At 70.3% G+C, this 16,384-nt stretch carries 15 protein-coding genes and 1 tRNA gene; 10 read left to right on the top strand and 6 right to left on the bottom strand.

Annotation, left to right across the window (positions count from 1 at the left end; all coding sequences use genetic code 11):
* Nucleotides 1-48: 48 nt before the first annotated feature.
* The 10 genes from ABD946_RS20745 (at nt 49) to ABD946_RS20700 (ending at nt 8,431) form a co-directional block, all read left to right on the top strand.
* Entirely contained in the window at nt 49-1,101 is a 1,053-nt protein-coding gene (locus ABD946_RS20745) for an MFS transporter (protein WP_345285723.1), read from the top strand.
* Nucleotides 1,098-3,389 carry a molybdopterin oxidoreductase family protein gene (locus ABD946_RS20740; RefSeq protein ID WP_345285721.1) on the top strand — a complete coding sequence of 764 codons (2,292 nt, stop codon included), beginning with the start codon at nt 1,098-1,100 and terminating at the stop codon, nt 3,387-3,389. The genes ABD946_RS20745 and ABD946_RS20740 overlap by 4 nt, the downstream gene beginning before the upstream one ends.
* A 4-nt stretch (nt 3,390-3,393) precedes the next feature.
* A complete protein-coding gene (locus ABD946_RS20735) occupies nt 3,394-4,047 on the top strand; it encodes a 4Fe-4S dicluster domain-containing protein (RefSeq protein ID WP_345285719.1) in 654 nt (217 codons plus the stop codon).
* On the top strand, nt 4,044-4,658 hold the full coding sequence (locus ABD946_RS20730; protein ID WP_345285717.1) for a QcrA and Rieske domain-containing protein: 615 nt from the start codon (nt 4,044-4,046) through the stop codon (nt 4,656-4,658). The genes ABD946_RS20735 and ABD946_RS20730 overlap by 4 nt, the downstream gene beginning before the upstream one ends.
* A complete protein-coding gene (locus tag ABD946_RS20725) occupies nt 4,655-5,035 on the top strand; it encodes a DUF6755 family protein (protein WP_345285715.1) in 381 nt (126 codons plus the stop codon). The genes ABD946_RS20730 and ABD946_RS20725 overlap by 4 nt, the downstream gene beginning before the upstream one ends.
* 22 nt (nt 5,036-5,057) lie before the next feature.
* Nucleotides 5,058-6,476: an MFS transporter gene (locus ABD946_RS20720; RefSeq protein ID WP_345285713.1), complete on the top strand. Its 1,419-nt coding sequence runs from the start codon at nt 5,058-5,060 to the stop codon at nt 6,474-6,476.
* 74 nt (nt 6,477-6,550) lie between these two features.
* Nucleotides 6,551-6,624, top strand: a tRNA-Lys gene (locus ABD946_RS20715).
* Nucleotides 6,625-6,738: 114 nt separating this feature from the next.
* Nucleotides 6,739-7,416, top strand: coding sequence for a Crp/Fnr family transcriptional regulator (locus ABD946_RS20710; protein ID WP_345285711.1), 678 nt, complete (start codon nt 6,739-6,741; stop codon nt 7,414-7,416).
* 62 nt (nt 7,417-7,478) lie between these two features.
* Nucleotides 7,479-8,156 carry a hypothetical protein gene (locus ABD946_RS20705; RefSeq protein ID WP_345285709.1) on the top strand — a complete coding sequence of 226 codons (678 nt, stop codon included), beginning with the start codon at nt 7,479-7,481 and terminating at the stop codon, nt 8,154-8,156.
* The gene (locus ABD946_RS20700) at nt 8,153-8,431 is read left to right on the top strand and encodes a hypothetical protein (RefSeq protein ID WP_345285707.1); all 279 of its coding nucleotides are present in this window, start codon (nt 8,153-8,155) and stop codon (nt 8,429-8,431) included. Before ABD946_RS20705 ends, ABD946_RS20700 begins: the two co-directional genes overlap by 4 nt.
* Nucleotides 8,432-8,538: 107 nt before the next feature.
* On the opposite strand, the gene ABD946_RS20695 is transcribed toward ABD946_RS20700, so the two are convergent.
* From ABD946_RS20695 to ABD946_RS20670, 6 genes are all read right to left on the bottom strand, one after another.
* On the bottom strand, nt 8,539-9,909 hold the full coding sequence (locus ABD946_RS20695) for a cytochrome P450 (protein ID WP_345285757.1): 1,371 nt from the start codon (nt 9,907-9,909) through the stop codon (nt 8,539-8,541).
* 181 nt (nt 9,910-10,090) lie between these two features.
* On the bottom strand, nt 10,091-10,711 hold the full coding sequence (locus ABD946_RS20690) for a GTP-binding protein (RefSeq protein ID WP_345285705.1): 621 nt from the start codon (nt 10,709-10,711) through the stop codon (nt 10,091-10,093).
* Nucleotides 10,692-11,051, bottom strand: a complete 360-nt coding sequence (locus ABD946_RS20685) for a DUF742 domain-containing protein (RefSeq protein ID WP_345285703.1) — start codon at nt 11,049-11,051, stop codon at nt 10,692-10,694. Before ABD946_RS20685 ends, ABD946_RS20690 begins: the two co-directional genes overlap by 20 nt.
* The gene (locus ABD946_RS20680; protein ID WP_380149641.1) at nt 11,048-11,431 is read right to left on the bottom strand and encodes a roadblock/LC7 domain-containing protein; all 384 of its coding nucleotides are present in this window, start codon (nt 11,429-11,431) and stop codon (nt 11,048-11,050) included. The genes ABD946_RS20685 and ABD946_RS20680 overlap by 4 nt, the downstream gene beginning before the upstream one ends.
* A 17-nt stretch (nt 11,432-11,448) precedes the next feature.
* Complete coding sequence (locus ABD946_RS20675) at nt 11,449-13,026, bottom strand: sensor histidine kinase (RefSeq protein WP_345285699.1); 1,578 nt, start codon at nt 13,024-13,026, stop codon at nt 11,449-11,451.
* 427 nt (nt 13,027-13,453) lie between these two features.
* On the bottom strand, nt 13,454-13,633 hold the full coding sequence (locus tag ABD946_RS20670) for a hypothetical protein (protein ID WP_345285697.1): 180 nt from the start codon (nt 13,631-13,633) through the stop codon (nt 13,454-13,456).
* Nucleotides 13,634-16,384: the final 2,751 nt, after the last annotated feature.

The following is a 16,384-nucleotide window of genomic DNA, read 5'->3' as shown; positions in this document are numbered from 1 at the left end:
GACGGACCGTCAGTAGCTTGCGAAACAGTCGAGCGAAGGAGCGGACCGGTGGCGCAAGGTCAGTCGGTGGCGGTGCGGGCGTCCTTGGTGGCCACGGGGGCGACACTGCTCCTGCTGGTCGCCATCGTGCTCGGCAGCCGCGGCCTCAGGGACTTCGACTCGGCCCTGGTGCCGTACGCGGTGGCGACGGTCTTCCTCACCTTCGGGGTGGTCTACCGCTACGTGGTCTGGGTCTCCGCCCCGGCCGCCCGCAGGCTCTTCAAGCAGGGCTGGCGGGCGGCGCTCTCCTGGGAGAACCTGCGCAAGGCCCCGACCGCCCTGCCCAGGATGATCGTCACCTACCTGGGCTTCCAGAAGTTCCTCGGCGCCCGCTCGCACGCCCGCTGGGTGGCGCACCAGCTCATCTTCTGGGGCTGTCTGCTGGCCGCCGCCATCACCTTCCCGCTGACCTGGGGCTGGTTCACCTTCACCGCCTCCAGCGCGGCCGGCCCCGGCTACGAGATGCGGATCTGGGGCTTCAAGGTGCTCGGCTTCCCCTCCGACTCCTTCCTCGGCTGGTCGCTCTACCACGGCCTGGACCTGGCGGCGGTGCTGGTGATCGCCGGGGCCGGGTACTTCCTGTGGCGCCGGATGCGCGACCGCGCGGCCACCACCGGGCAGCGCTTCGGCTACGACTTCGTCCCGCTGCTGGCCCTGATCACCATCTCGGTGACCGGGCTGCTGCTGACCTTCTCCGAGATGTTCCTGCACGGCGGCGGCTACGAGTTCCTGGCGATCCTGCACATGGCCTCGGTGGTGCTGACGCTGGTGTACCTGCCGTTCGGCAAGTTCTTCCACATCGTGCAGCGCCCGGCAGCGGTCGGCATGCAGCTGTTCAAGTACACGTCCAAGAAGAAGGACCCGGACGCGCCCGACGACCTGTTCGCCTGCAAGAACTGCGGCGAGCCGATCGACACCCCCGAGTACGTGGCCAACCTGCGCGCCACCATGCAGGACCTGAAGCTCGGCTTCGACCAGTGGGCGGAGTACTGCCCGCGCTGCAAGCGGGTGCTGCGCGGCGGCGCCTACCTCTCCCAGGTGAAGAAGGGCTTCGACCGTTGAGCGAGCGTGTGGACCCGACCGTCGCCCCGCGCGGCACCCGCAACTTCCGGGACGCGGGCGGCCTGCCCGCCGCCGCCTGGCGGGCCGACCAGACCGAGCAGACCCTGGTGCCCACCCACTGCTGCTTCTGCGGGGTGCAGTGCGGGATGTACCTGCGGGTCGACTCCCACGGCAAGGTGTTCGGCGTCGAGCCGCGCAACCACGACATCAACCGGATGCGGCTGTGCCCCAAGGGCATCAACGCCTACCAGCAGGTCAACCACCCCGACCGGCTGGCCTCCCCGCTGATGCGCCGCAGCCGGGACGAGCCCTTCCAGCAGGTGAGCTGGGAGCAGGCGCTGGACCACACGGTGAACGAGATCCGCCGGATCCAGGCCGAGCACGGGGCGGACGCCTTCGGCCTGCTCGGCGGCGCCAGCCTGTTCTCCGAGAAGACCTACCTGGTGGGCAAGTTCGCCCGGGTCGCGCTCAAGTCCCGGCACGTGGACTACAACGGGCGGCTCTGCATGGTGAGCGCGGCCGGGGCCAACAAGCTGGCCTTCGGCATCGACCGGGCGGCCAACCCGTTCTCCGACATCCTGCGGACCGACTGCCTGCTGATCGCCGGCTCCAACGTCGGCGAGTGCTTCCCGGTGATGACCCAGTACCTGTGGGGCGCCCGGGACCGCGGCGCCAAGCTGATCGTGGTCGACCCGCGGGAGACGGCGGTGGCCCGCACCGCCGACGTGCACGTGGCGCTGCGCTCCGGCACCGACGCGGTGTTCTTCAACGCGGTGCTGAACGTGGTGATCGAGGACGGCCTGACCGACGACGCCTTCATCGCCGCCCACTGCACCGGCTGGGAGGAGCTGAAGGCCACCGTGAAGGCCTACCCGCCCAGCCGGGCGGCCGAGGTCTGCAGCATCCCGGAGTCCCAAGTGGTCGAGGTGGCACGGATGTTCGGCACCGCCGGGAAGGCGATGGCCTGGCACGCGCGCGGCATCGAGCACCACACCCAGGGCGTGGAGAACTGCCTGACCGTCATCAACCTGTGCGCCGCCACCGGCAACCTCGGCAAGCCCGGCGCCGGCTACGGCACCATCACCGGCCAGGGCAACGGCCAGGGCGGGCGCGAGCACGGCCAGAAGTCCGACCTGCTGCCGGGCGGGCGCTCCATCAACGACCCCGAGCACCGGCGGCAGATCTGCGAGATCTGGGGCATCGAGGAGTCCGAGCTGCCGAAGGCCGGCACCTCGATGATGGAGATGGTCTGGCAGATGCAGCGCCAGGAGATCCGCGGCCTGATCGGGATCTGCAACAACCCCTTCGTCTCGCTGCCCAACTACGTGGTGGTGAAGGACGGTTACGACACCCTGGAGTTCCACGCCCAGTTCGACTTCTTCCTCTCCGAGACGGCGCAGAACGCCCACGTGGTCTTCCCGGTCACCACCTGGGCCGAGGACGAGGGCGTGATGGCCAACGCCGAGGCCCGGGTGGTCAAGCACAACAAGGCCCAGGAGCCCCCGGCCGGGGTCCGCACCGACACCTGGGTGATGTGCGAGCTGGCCCGCCGCCTCGGGGTGGGCGACAAGTTCGACTTCGCCGGCTCCGAGGAGGTCTTCGAGGAGCTGCGGATCGCCTCCCGGGGCACCGTCAACGACTACTACGGCATCACCTACCAGCGGCTGGAGGAGACCGGCGGCATCGTCTGGCCCTGCCCGGACACCGACCACCCGGGCACGCCACGGCTGTTCGAGGGCGGGAGGACGTACCACGCCGACGGCAAGGTGCACCTGCAGACCGTGGAGTGGCACCCGCCGGCCGACCCGTACGACGAGGACTTCCCGATGACGCTGACCACCGGCCGCACGGTGGCGCACTTCCTGTCGGGCAATCAGACCCGGCGGCTGGGCGCCCTGGTGGAGCAGACCCCGCGCCCCTGGGTGGAGATCCACCCCTCGCACGGCTTCCGCACCGGCGACCCGGTCCGGGTGGTCACCCGGCGCGGCGAATCGGTGCTGCCCGCCCTGGTCACCGAGGCGATCCGGGCCGACCACGTCTTCGTCCCGTACCACTGGCCCCACCCGGTGGCGGCCAACGCGCTGACCGTCGACGCCCTCGACCCGCGCTCCAAGATCCCCGAGTACAAGGTCTGCGCCGTCCGGATCGAACGGGCCGCCGACCTGGACGAGGTGCCCGCGCCGCCCACCCCGCCGGGGCGGGAGGCGTACCCCGAGGCCCAGGCCTCACGGACCGACCCGCTGCCGCCGACCTCACCGCAGGGCCGCGGCACCGCGGAGAGGAGCTGACCCCATGCTGGGACGCACCATCTTCATCGACCCGGGCCGGTGCATCGGCTGCCAGGCCTGCGTCTCGGCCTGCCGGGAGTGCGACTCGCACCGGGGCAAGTCGATGATCCACCTCGACTACCCCGACGAGGGGCACTCGGCCGCCTCGCTGCCCACGGTCTGCATGCACTGCGAGGACCCGGTCGCCCCGTGCGCCGAGGTCTGCCCGGCGGACGCCATCCTGATCACCGCCGACGGCGTGGTCCAGGAGGCCGACCCGACCCGGTGCATCGGGTGCGCGAACTGCGTCAACGCCTGCCCGTTCGGGGTGCCCAAGATCGATCTGGAGGCCAAGCTCCAGATGAAGTGCAACCTCTGCTACGACCGCACCAGTTACGGCCTGGCGCCGATGTGCGCGACGGTCTGCCCGACCGGGGCGCTGTTCTACGGGACGCTGGAGGAGCTCCAGGCCGAGCGGCCGAACGTGGACGTCTCCACGCTCTTCGCCTTCGGCGACGTCACCGTCTCCACCGGCGTCGCCATGGTGGTGCCCGCCGAACGCCGCGACGGCACCGCCGGCGCGGGCGCCTTCGCCGGTGCCGCCGTCCCCGGCGGGTACCCCGCGCTCAACGTGATCGAGGTCAACGGGCGTGCCACGCCCGGGAACGGAGCACTGTGACCACCCCTCAGGCACCGGAGTCGACGGACCTCTCCGAGGAGCACGCGGCCCTGGTGGACCGGATCAGCGCCGACTCGCTGACCACCCGCCGGGACTACCTGCGAATCGTGGCCACCGTCTCCGGCGGCCTGGTGGTCGGCTCCACCGTGGTCTCCGCCGGGGTGCTGCACCGGCACGGCGACGGCACCGCTCCCCCGCTCAAGGTGGCCGAGAAGCTGGCCCGCGGCCAGGCGGTGACCTTCAACTACCCCGGCGAGCACGACCGGGCGATGGCCATCCGGCTGATGGACGGCACCGTGGTCGGCTACTCCACGGTCTGCACCCACCTGGCCTGCGGGGTGCTCTGGCGCAAGGAGCGCGGCAGCGAGGGCGAGCTCTACTGCCCTTGCCACGAAGGGGTGTTCAGTGCCCGGACCGGCGAGGTGACGGCCGGTCCGCCGCCGCGTCCGCTGCCCCGGGTGGTCGTGGTCGAGGACGAACAGGGCGCGGTCTGGGCGATCGGCACCGCGCGCTCCGGCGAGACCGAGCGGGCCGGGCTCTGCCGCGGCCTGCGGGACTCCAACCCGGTGCTGGCCGAACGGGCCGGCTGCAACGCCGAGGGGGCGTCATGACGCACCCCGACGAGCAGCAGCCCGGGACCTACCCCGAGGAGTACCACCCCGGCAGCGAGCAGCCCCGGCTGAACCGCCCCGTCGAGGAGCGCTACCCGCAGATCCGCGCCACCAGCGGCTACGCCGACCCCCGGGTGACCCGGACCGGCCCCGGGCCGGGTGCGGGCACCGAGCAGGAACCGGAGCGCTCGGCCGTCCTGACGGCCCGTCTGGTCCTGGCGATCACCATCGTGATCGGACAGCTCTGGGCCCTGACGGTGGCCACCAACGCCTGGATGAAGGGCGAGACCGCCACCGCCTGGTGGTGCACCGGTTTCTCGGCGGCCTCCTTCCTGGTCGTCCTGCTGGCGTGGCGCATCTCGCCGCGCGACCACTGAACCCACCGTTAGGACGGCCGCGTTGAGCACCCTCGACGAGAAGTCCCGCAGTCACCGCCGGGAGAGCTACCGGCCCGGGGCGACCATCTCCACCTGGGAGCCGGAGGATCCCTCCTTCTGGTCCGCCACCGGCGCCAAGGTCGCCAACCGCAACCTCTGGGTCTCGGTGCCCGCCCTGCTGCTGGCCTTCGTGGTCTGGCAGGTCTGGTCGGTGACGGTGGTCCAGCTGAGCAAGGTCGGCTTCACCTTCAGCGACTCGCAGAAGTTCTGGCTGACCGCCATCCCCGGCCTGACCGGCGGGCTCGGCCGGCTCGTCTACACCTTCGTCGGCCCGGTGGTCGGCGAGCGGAAGTGGACCGCCTTCTCGACGATCATCCTGATCGGGCCGCTGCTCTGGCTGGGCTTCGCGGTGCAGGACACCTCCACCCCGTACGCGGTGATGGTGGTGATCGCCGCGCTCTGCGGCGTCGGCGGCGCCAACTTCTCCTCGTCGATGGTCAACATCGGCTTCTTCTTCCCCAAGGCGAAGAAGGGCAACGCCAACGGCATCAACGGCGGCCTGGGCAACCTCGGCGTCAGCGTGGTGCAGCTGGTCGCCCCGCTGGTGATCACCGCGGGCATCCTCGGCCCGCCGGCCGGCGGGCCGCAGAAGCAGAAGGACGGCACCGAGGTCTGGCTGCAGAACGGGGCCTTCCTCTGGGTCCCGCTGCTGGTGCTGATGGCGCTGGCGGCCTGGTTCCTGATGAACGACCTCAAGGTCGCGGCCGCGCCGTTCTCCAAGCAGAAGATCATCTTCAGGCGCAAGCACAACTGGCTGATGACCCTGCTCTACGTCGGCACCTTCGGCTCCTTCATCGGCTTCGCCTCCGCCCTGCCCAACCTGATCAACACCACCTTCACCCCGATCGACTCCGCCTACTCCGCCACCACCTACGCCTGGGTCGGCCCCTTCATCGGCGCCCTCACCCGCTGGCTCGGCGGCTGGATCGCCGACAAGACCGGCGGCGCCTGGTGCACCATCATCTCCTTCGTCGGGATGGGCGCCTCGATCGTCGTGGTGATCAACGCCCTCCCCTCGGGCGGGAACCAGGGCAACTTCTGGGTCTTCTACGTCGGCTTCCTCTGCGCCTTCTTCTTCTCCGGCATCGGCAACGGCTCCACCTTCCGCCAGATCCCGGTCATCTTCCTCAACCAGCACCGCGCGGCCGCCGGCCCCGACCCGGCCGCCCAGGAGGAGGCCCGCCACCAGGCCGAGATGGAGGCCGGCGCCGTCACCGGCTTCTCCGCCTCCATCGCCGCCTTCGGCTTCTTCTTCATCCCCGCGATGTTCGCCCTCTTCCCCGTCACCAGCTCGCTCTGGGTCTTCGTCGGCTTCTACGCCGTCTGCCTGGTCGTCTGCTGGTGGTTCTACGCCCGCAAGGGCGCCGAGGCCCCCAGCTGACACGCTCTCCGTGGTCGGGGCGTCACGATTTCCGTCCGACCGCCCCGATCGCGTAGAGTCTCCGACGTCAGCAGGCGCCGCTAGCTCAGTTGGTTAGAGCAGCTGACTCTTAATCAGCGGGTCCGGGGTTCGAGTCCCTGGCGGCGCACAGACAGCCGGAAGGCCCCCCATCGACGGATGGGGGGCCTTCCGGCGTTCGGCGCCTCGATCGCGGGTCTTGGTCTACGTTGTACGCGTAGCGCGCACCACCGGAGGAAGGTCCATGACGGTCAAGAGCGATCTCTGGGAGGCACTGGCCGCCGAACACCGATCGGCCCTCGGCCAGCTCGGGACCCGGATCCAGTACGCCGCCGGAGAGACGATCCTGCGCGAGCACGAACCGTCCTCGCACGTACTGCTGCTCGACGAGGGCACCGCCAAGGTGGTCGTGACGGCCGACAACGGCCAGGAGGTGATCCTCGCCCTCCGCGAGGGGCCGGACATCGTGGGCGAGATGGCGGCACTGGACGGCACCCCGCGGTCCGCCTCCGTGGTGGCGAAGACCAGGATCACCGCCACGGTCGTCACGGCAGAGCACCTGAACGACTTCCTGCAACGCAACCCGGAGGTCCTGCTCACCCTGGTCCGGACCCTCGCCTCCCGGCTTCGCGACTCCGACCAGGCCCGCCTGGAGATGGCGTCCCGGACCGTCCTCCAGCGGATCGCGGGCCAGCTCCTCGCGCTCCACGACCAGTACACCGAGCCGGACCGGGCCCAGGAGGAAGGTCCGCGTCAGCTCCCGGTCACCCAGAACGAGTTGGCGTCGATGGTCGGAGCATCACGGGAGGCCGTGGCCAAGGCACTGCTCCCCCTGCGCAAGCACGGCATCGTCACCACCGGCCGTGGGAGGATCGCGGTCGTGGACCTGCCCGCCCTCCGGGCCCTCGCCGAAGAGTTCTGATCGAGAGTGTAAATTTACACTTTCGCTGCCAGTAGAAGTACGCGTCGTGGTACTGTCGGCGTATGCACACGCTCGTGCGCGGCACCTTCTTCGGCGTCGACGTCGTGGGTTCGACCGCCCCCGTCAGGACCGACCGCTCGCTCCTGACGGTCCGACGGGTCCTCTACGACGCCCTCGAACACGCGCTCCGGCGAGCCGGATTCCAGCCCGGCGCGTGCGATCTGCTCGACCGGGGCGACGGCATCATGTGCGTGCTGGCCGCCGAGCTCGAGCCCGGCCTCGTGGTCGACGTCGTCGCACCCGCTCTCGCCGTCGCGCTACGAGGACACAACCGCTCGGCCGGCCCGGCCGAGGAGATCCGGCTCAGGGCCGTCCTCCACACCGGCGTGACGGCCGTGGACAGCCGGGGCTACATCGGCAAGGACATCAGCCTGGCCTTCGGGCTCCTCGACGCCCCCGAGCTCAGGCGCGCCATGGCCGAGGGCTCCGCCGACCTGGTGCTGGCCGTGACCGATGAGGCATGGGCACGGCTCAGCACTCGTCAACCCCCTGCCCTGCAGGACGAGTTCGTCCATGCCGTACTGAGCTACCGGGACCGGTCGACGCCGGTCAGGATCGTCGCTCTTCCCACCCACTCGCACGCGGTGGACCAGCTCCCCCGCTCGGCACACCGTGACACCCGGCCACCGCTCCCTCGCACCACTCGACCCGCCTTGAGAGACGAGGACACCACGTCATGAACGACGCGCCGAACCAGTTCGACGCCTGGACCGAACACGCCCGGCAGCCCGAGGGGGAGCCCGGGTGGCCGATGGCCTCCGTCCGGGTACCGCACCCCCGCGCCGCACTCAAGGTCGCCGGACACCTCCGGAGCATCGCGCCCGTGGGCCTCGCCGCGTACATCCCGTTCGGCCACGTCAGCGGCGAGACCCTGTGGGCCCTGGTCGTCGTGATCGCCCTCCTGGTCGCCTCGGACGTCGCCGTCGCCCGGCGGCAGCCGGGTGCGTCCGGCTGACCGTCCGGGCGACACCGCTCACCCGCGCGCGCCGACTCCGGCACGGAACGCTTCCGGTCGTGGTGGCCGAGCGACAGGGCTGCTCGGCCACCACGACCGTGCGGGGATCAGCTGCGGCGCCACAGTGCGCTGAGGACCCGCCACCAGCTGCGGCGCCGACGGCGGCGCGGGGCGGCCGGGTCCGGCCGGCTGGGCCGCTGGTCCGTGACGGTACCGGTCGTCGGGCCGGCCGGGGCGGGCTGGGGCTCGGCGGCGGCCTTGGGGCGGCCGGGGGTGAAGCGGACGGGGAGACCGGTCAGGTGGCGGGCTAGCCAGGCGCCGCTCCAGTTGAGCTCCTCCTCCGGGACGGCCAGCCGCAGGTCGGGGAGCCGGGTGAGCAGCACGTCGATGCCGGTCTCGGCGATCGCCCGGCCGACGTCCTGCCCGGGGCACTCGTGCGGGCCGCCGCTGAACGCCAGGTGCGAACGGTTCCCGTACAGCGGGGTGTTGAGGTCGGGACGGACCTCCGGGTCGACGTTGCCGGCCGCCAGGCCGAGCAGCAGCATGTCGCCCGCCCGGATCTGCTGACCGCCCAGGTCGGTGTCGATGGTGGCCCAGCGCCCGGGGATCATCGACAGCGGCGGGCTGTCCCAGAGCACCTGGTCCAGCGCGTCCGGAAGGGTCATGTGCCCGCCGGAGAGGTTGGCCCGGAAGCGGGAGTCGGTGAGGACCATCCGCAGGGTGTCGGCGATCAGGTTGACGGTGGTCTCGTTGGCGGCGAGCAGCACCAGGCGCAGGTGCTCGACGATCTCGTCCTCGGTCAGCGCGGCCTCGTGCTGGATCAGCCAGCTGGCCAGGTCGTTGCCGGGCTCGAGGCGCTTGCGGTCCACCAGCTGGCGCAGGGTGGCCGTCACGTAGTCGTTGCTGGCGATCGCGCTCTCGGTGCCGAGCATCATGTCCCGGGCGGCGGTGACCAGTTGGGGTCCGTACTCCTCGGGCATGCCGATCAGCTGGGTCATCACCAGCATCGGCAGGTGCTCGGCGAACCGGGTCACCAGGTCGACGGCGCCCGCGCCGGTGAAACCGTCGACCAGCTGGTCGGCAAAGCGGGTCACGTGGCGGCGGATGCCCCGGCGGTCGAAGCGGTCCAGGCCGTCGGTGACGGCGCCGCGCAGGCGGCGGTGCTCGGCGCCGTCGGCGAAGAGGCAGAGCGGCTGCCAGGCCAGCACCGGCATCAGCGGCGAGTCCATCGCCACCTCGTTGCGCTGGAAGGCCGACCAGCGGCGGGAGTCCCGGGAGAAGCGGGACGGGTTGCGCATCGCGGTGAGGTTGGCCGAGTGGCCGAGCACCATCCAGGCGGGCAGGTCGCCGTGCAGCAGCACCGGCGCCACCGCGCCGTGCTCGGCGCGCAGCTTCTCGTACAGGCCGCTCGGGTCGGCCTCGGCCTCCGGGCCGTACAGGCGGCGGATCCCGCCGGGGCCGTACCCGCCGGTGGCCATCCCGTGGGCGGGGCAGCCGGGCGGCGGGGTGGGCGAACCGTCGAGCGGGGTCTCGAACGGGCCGTCGGTGGTGGTCACTGGGTCTCCGGGGTGTGTCCCCCGGGGTGGGCTCCCGGGGGTGGGCAGACAGGACGGTGACGCGTCGCCTGGGTGACGACGCGTCAGACGAACGGGTGCGGGTTCAGGAGGTGAGCGAGTACAGGTAGCGCATCAGGGCGAGCAGCACGTCGCGGCTGGACTCCCGGCTGCGCGCGTCGCAGAGCACGATCGGGACCTCGTCCGGCAGGTCGAGCGCGCCGCGCAGCTCCTCGACGGGGTAGCCCGGTGCCTCGGGGAAGCCGTTGACCGCGACCACGAAGGGGACGCCGCGCTCCTCCAGCCGCCCGATCACGTCGAAGCTGACCTCCAGCCGGCGGGTGTCCACCAGCACGACCGCGCCCAGCGCGCCCTCGAACAGGCCGTTCCAGAGGAACCAGAAGCGCTGCTGGCCGGGGGTGCCGAACAGGTAGAGCACCAACTCGTCGCTGATGCTGATCCGGCCGAAGTCCATCGCCACCGTGGTGGAGGTCTTGCGCTCGATGCCCTCGGTGTCGTCGACGCCGGCGCCCGCCTGGGTCATCGTCTCCTCGGTGGTCAGCGGGCGGATCTCGCTGACCGAGCCGACCAGCGTGGTCTTGCCCACCCCGAAGCCGCCGACGATCACCACCTTGACGGCGGTGGCCACCGTGTCCGGCAGCACGTCCACGGCGGCGGGGCCGTGGAAGCCGTCGGAGCCGTAGGCGTCAGAGCCTCTGAAGTCCATTCATCACCGCTTCGATCAGGGCACGGTCGGGGAGTTCGGCCTTGGGGACGGGCGCCCGCGCCTCGACCCGGCCCTCGGCCAGCAGGTCGGCCAGCAGGACGGTGACCACGCTCATCGGCAGGGCCAGGTGGGCGGAGACCTCCGCCACCGAGAGGGGCGACCCGCACAGCCGCAGGATCGCCGCCTGCTCGGGCTGCATCGCGGGCTGCGGACGGGACTTGGCGACGATCAGCGTGACCAGGTCGAGCACGGTCCGTTCGTCCGCCCCGCTACGGCCGCGGGTGATCACGTACAGGCGCTCCGGATGGCCCTCGTCCCACTCCGTCCCGCGCTCGGTCATGCGACCTGCTCGCCACGGACGGGTGTGCTGAGGTGCTCGCCGATCCTGGCGACCAGGTCACGCATCCGCTGGCCCATCAGCCCGGCGTCCACGCCCTCGTCGGCCAGCACCGCGAGGTAGGCCCGGGCGCCGGCCGCCATCAGGTAGAAGAAGCCGCCGGAGATCTCGATCACCACCAGGCGCATCCGGCCGTCCCCGTGCGGGAACTCGGTGCCGATCGCGGTGGCCAGGCTCTGCAGGCCGGCGCAGGCCGCGGCCAGCCGGTCCGCCGTGTCGGTGTCGGCACCGTACTGGGCCATCCGCAGCCCGTCCGAGGAGAGCACCACGACGTTCCGGGTCTGCGGAACGCCCTCGGCCAGTTCCTTGAGCATCCAGTCCATGTTGGCCCGCTGCTGAATCACTGCTCACCCTTACTGCCCGTGGTACTGCCTGTGGTACCTGACGACTGGTCACTGGTCCGCTCCGGCTGGCCGTTCACGCCTTCGCTGAAGGCCGCCAGCCACATCCCCGGCTGCACCGGATCGGCGGCGGGCACGGGAGCGGTGGGGTACTGCGCGGTGGAGCGGTGCGCCACCGGAACGGCCGCGGGCGCCGGGGCCGGGGCCGGACGGGCGTGGCGGCGGCGCTGCGGCAGGCCGTTGGCGGCCCGCTCGGTCACCACCACGGGGGTGTCCTCGGCCCAGCCGTGCTCGGGGCTGGCCTGCGGTCCGGACAGCGCCGGGCGGGGGCCGGCGACCGCCACCCGGGCCGGTGCCGCCTGGGCGGACCGGGCCGCCGGACGGGCGGCGGGGCGGGGGCCGGAGACGGCGCCGATGCCGTGCGCCCAGTCCGAGCTGGCCGGGGTCGCGGTCAGCAGCTCCTGGGGGACGATCAGCACCGCGCGCACGCCGCCGTACGCGGACGGCCGGAGCGAGACCTGGAAGCCGTAGGCCTGCGCGAGGCGTCCGACCACGGCCAGGCCGAGGCGCGGGGTCTCACCGAGGTCCTTGAGGTCGATGCCCTCCTGCGCGTCGCGGAGCATCCGCTCGGCCCGGGCCCGGCCCTCCTCGCTGAGGCTGAGGCCGCCGTCCTCGATCTCGATCGCGATGCCGGTCTGCACCTCGACCGCGGTCAGGTGCACGTTGGTCTGCGGCGGCGAGTAGCGGGTCGCGTTGTCCAGCAGCTCGGCCAGCGCGTGGATCAGCGGCTCGACCGCCGGGCCGACCACCGCCACCTCGGAGACCGGGTGCAGCTCCACCCGCTGGTAGTCCAGGATCCGCGAGACCGCACCGCGCAGCACGCTGTAGAGAGGGACGCCCTTGTTCCACTGACGGCCGGGGCGGGCCCCGCCGAGCACCGCGATGGAGTCGGCCAGGCGGCCGACCAGCGCGTTGCCGTGGTCGAGCCGGAGCAGGTCGTCGAAGACGGCCGGGTCGTTGCCGTGCCGGTCCTCCATCTCCCGCAGGTCCTGCGCCTGCCGGTGCACGATCGCCTGCACCCGCCGGGCGATGTTCACGAACGCCCGCTGCGCGGACTCGCGCAGACCCTCCTCCGCGTCCACCGCCTCCAGCACGGTGCGCAGCACCGCGTGGCGGGCCTGCTGGAAGCCGGCCGAGCCGGTGCCGGAGCCCGACTCGCGCAGCACGTCCTCGAGGAACTCTCCGCTCTGCAGCCGGGCCACCGCCTTGGGCAGCGCCTCGGCCAGCCGGGCGGTCTGCTCCTCCTGATCGGCCAACTGCTGCCTGAGCTCGGCCTCCTGACGCTCCGCCCGCTCCTGGAAAGCGGTCAGTGCCCGCCCCCGGCGAGTCGACTCGGCGGCCACCACCGCGACTATCAGGGTGGCCACTCCCCCGCACCAGCCGACGGCCCAACGCGCGGTGGGCTCCATCAGCACGGTGGCCGCGGCGGCGGCTGCGGCGGTCAGCGCGGTGGGCAGGAGCCATCCCAGCCCGGCCGCGGGGCGCCGATCCCCGGATGACGATCCAGCACCAAGCATCAGCGTCCTCAACTGTCGGAAGGTGTACGGAACATCGGACCGCGTACCGGCCTTGGAAGGGGCCCTCTCCGGCCCTTCCACCCGTTTCTGACATGGGCGGGGCGGGCCGGATCGAAGGAAGCATAGCCGGTTTTGCCGATCTCCCTGACGGAGTCTCAATACACCATCGACCTACCAGACTTGGGGCTTTCTCGCGGCTTTTTGGGCACAGATCACACCCGAGGAGAGCGCGCCGACGCTCGCGCGCCCCTAGGAGCGCGCGCCGCGCCAGCCCCTCGCCCGCGGCCTTCCGGTGCCGCGCCCGTGCCGCATCCGTGCCGCTCCCGTGCCACGCCCGTGGCCCTTCCGTGCCGGCGCCCGCGGACTGTACGGACCGTACGTACCAAGGGCATTGCCGCCGGTCGCCCCGCCGAGGGCGCCGCCGTACTCACCCAGGTCGTCGCACCTGTGGGGCGTCCAACACCGCCGCCGCCACCGTCTCCGGGCGGTCCCACATCAGCAGGTGTCCAGCAGGCACGGCCTCCCGGTACTCCGCTCCCAACAGGTCCGCCAACTCCCGCTGCCGGGCCAGCCAGCGCCCGCCCGGACGGGCCGCAGCCGCCAGCACGACGGGCGGGCGCCCGCAGCGCCGGTGGTGCGCCGGACTGTTGGGAGCGGAGTGACCGGGAGGCCGTGCATGCTGGACACCTGCTGATGTGGGACCGCCCGGAGACGGTGGCGGCGGCGGTGTTGGACGCCCCACAGGTGCGACGACCTGGGTGTGAGTACGGCGGCGCCCTCGGGCGGGGCGACCGCGGCCAATTGCCCTGGTACGTACGGTCCGTACAGTCCGCAGGCGCCGGCACGGAAGGGCCACGGGCGCTGGTCGACGCGTCGATCCCAGCAAGGATACCCGCTACAGCACGCAAGCGGCACTACAGCCCGACTAGGAGGAGGACCTTTAGTAGCTCTGTCGAGGTAACATCCCCCCAGGCAACCACAGACGAGTCAAGGAAAGCAAAGAGAAGGCAGAACAGGAACAGGGTGGAGTAGAGCACGCAGAGCAGAGATAGAGCATAGTTAGGAGCAATGTAATAGCACTGACGAGCAGCAGGTACCTAGGAGAGGGGAGTAAGCAGAGAGCCTATTTGAGAGAGGTAGTAAGTAGGAAGGCATGGGCAACAGATAGTAAGGAAGAGCCCTGCGGAGGCTCGAGAAATAGCCATTCCTGAAGTAGCAGGCCAGACAAAGGCATTGTAGCCCAGGGTTGCCGCCGTCCATACTAGTCGACAGGGCGAGCGATTCCAGTCCCAGACCAGGCGGGAAGAAGTGAGCTAGCGGCGCCTGATGTAGCTCATTGAGCAGTTCGCAGAAACGAGGAGCGGCATACCGGAGGCTAGCAGCAGAAGGGAGCCAGCAGGTCACGGAATGCAGTCTGGTAGCAGCCGATAAGAGTTAGACTAGTGTTGGGTATGAGAGTAGAGAGAATAACAAGCCAGAAGCGTCCAAGATAGATGTAGAAGAAGCCTGCCACGCATGAAGAAGCACGGGTACCCGTAGAGGAGGTCCGAACGGAGGACAAGAAAGCGGCACGGATGCTAAGTTAATTAGCCCACGAGGCTAGCCAGGAGCCTAACCGAAGTCTTACGTAAGAGAGACAGTGAGCAGTCGAACCCCGAGGCAGGGTCGTCCAGACAGCCTCCTGGGAAGTTTCAAAGCCAACAGGGGCCAGCAAGCGACTTAGCCGGACATCAAAAAGCTCTAGCGGCCGAGCGAGAGGCAGGTTGAGAGAGCTGCGAAGAGAAGCACAGAGAGAGCGAAAGGAGTCTAGTACAGACAAGAGAGTTTTCAAGAGAAGTGAGTAGAGCCTCAGAAAGCCTAGTTAGTAGACGGCGTTAAGACCATCTACCAAGCCCAGACAATAGTCCTTAGAGAGTCGAGCAGGAGCGGAACGGATGCGGCACGGGCGCGGCACAGGAAGGCGCGGGCGAGGGGCTGGCGCGGCGCGCGCTTCTAGAGGGGGCGCGCGAGCGTCGGCGGCGGCTCTCCTGGTCGTGATCTGGCCCAAAACGCGAGAGGAAAGCCCAATAAGTCTGGTAGGTTCGATGGGTATTGAGATCCGTCAGGGGAGGATCGGCAAAAACCGGCTATTGCTTCCTTCGATCTCCGCCCGCCCCTGCCCATGTCAGAAAACTGGTGTGGAAGGGCCGGAGAGGGCTCTCCACCCCCCCCCCTCCCATCCCTTCCAAGGCTCGGTACGCGGTCCGATGTTCCGTACACCTTAAGACAGTTGGACAGTTTGAGGACGATGATGCTTGGTGCTGGATCGTTCATCCGGGGATCGGCGACCCGAGGCCGGGCATGGGATGCGCTCCTGCCCCACCGCGCTGACGCCGCAGCGCCGCGCGGCCCACCGTAGCTGATGGGAGCCCACCGCGCGTTGGGCCGCCGCTGGTGCGGGGGCGTGGCCACCCTGATAGCTCGCGGTGGTTGGACGCCGAGTCCCGGACTCGCCGGGGGCGGGCATGTACGCTTTCCAGGAGACGGGCGGAGCGTCAGGAGGCGAGCTCAGGACAGCAGTTGGCCGATCAGGAGAAGAGCAGGACCGCCGGCTGGAAGAGGCGCTGCCCAAGGCGGTTTATAGGGTCCTTCGGACTGTGGCCCTGATTTAGTTGTAGGGTTTGGCGAGCCTGTTGGGCCTTGGCCTACTTGGCGGCTCTTTCTTTCTTTGTTCCGTTGTTGTTTCTTTCCGTGCCATTCCTCTTGGTGCTTTACTGTGTCGTCTTTTCAGAAGTTTTCGTGTCCTCGAGGTGGGAACCCCCTCCCGGCTGCCAGAGCGGAGAGTTCCTCGAGGACGTGCTGCGCGAGTCGGGCTCCGGCACCGGCTCCGGCCGGCTTCCAGGCGAGCCCGCCACGCGGTGCTGCGCACCGTGCTGTAGGCGGTTGGACGCGGAGGAGGGTATGGAGCGACGGCCGCCGCAGCGGGCGTTCGTTGAACATCGCCGGCGGGTGCCAGGCGATCGTGCACCGGCAGCGGCAGGACCTGCGGGAGATGGAGACCGCACGGCAAAGACCCGGGCCGCTTCGCCGACCTGCTCCGGCTCGAAACACGGCAACGCGCTGGTCGGCCGCCTGGACGTACTCCATCGGGCTTCGGCAGGGGCCCGCCCGGCCGTTCAGTGGAAACAAGGGGCGTCCCTCTCTACAGCGTGCTGCGCGGGTGCGGTTCTCGCGGATCCTGGACTACCAGGTGTGAGCTGCACCCGAGTCTCCGACCGGTGGCGGTCGGCGCCCGGCGGTCGAGCCGCTGATCCACGCGTGGCCGAGGATGCTGGACAAACGCGACCCCGATATCGCCGCCGCAGACCAAAAGGGAAAG

Origin of the sequence: Kitasatospora albolonga (assembly GCF_039535905.1) — a bacterium.
Taxonomy (GTDB): Bacteria; Actinomycetota; Actinomycetes; order Streptomycetales; family Streptomycetaceae; genus Kitasatospora; species Kitasatospora albolonga.
This window is presented reverse-complemented; position numbering and strand designations above follow the sequence as displayed.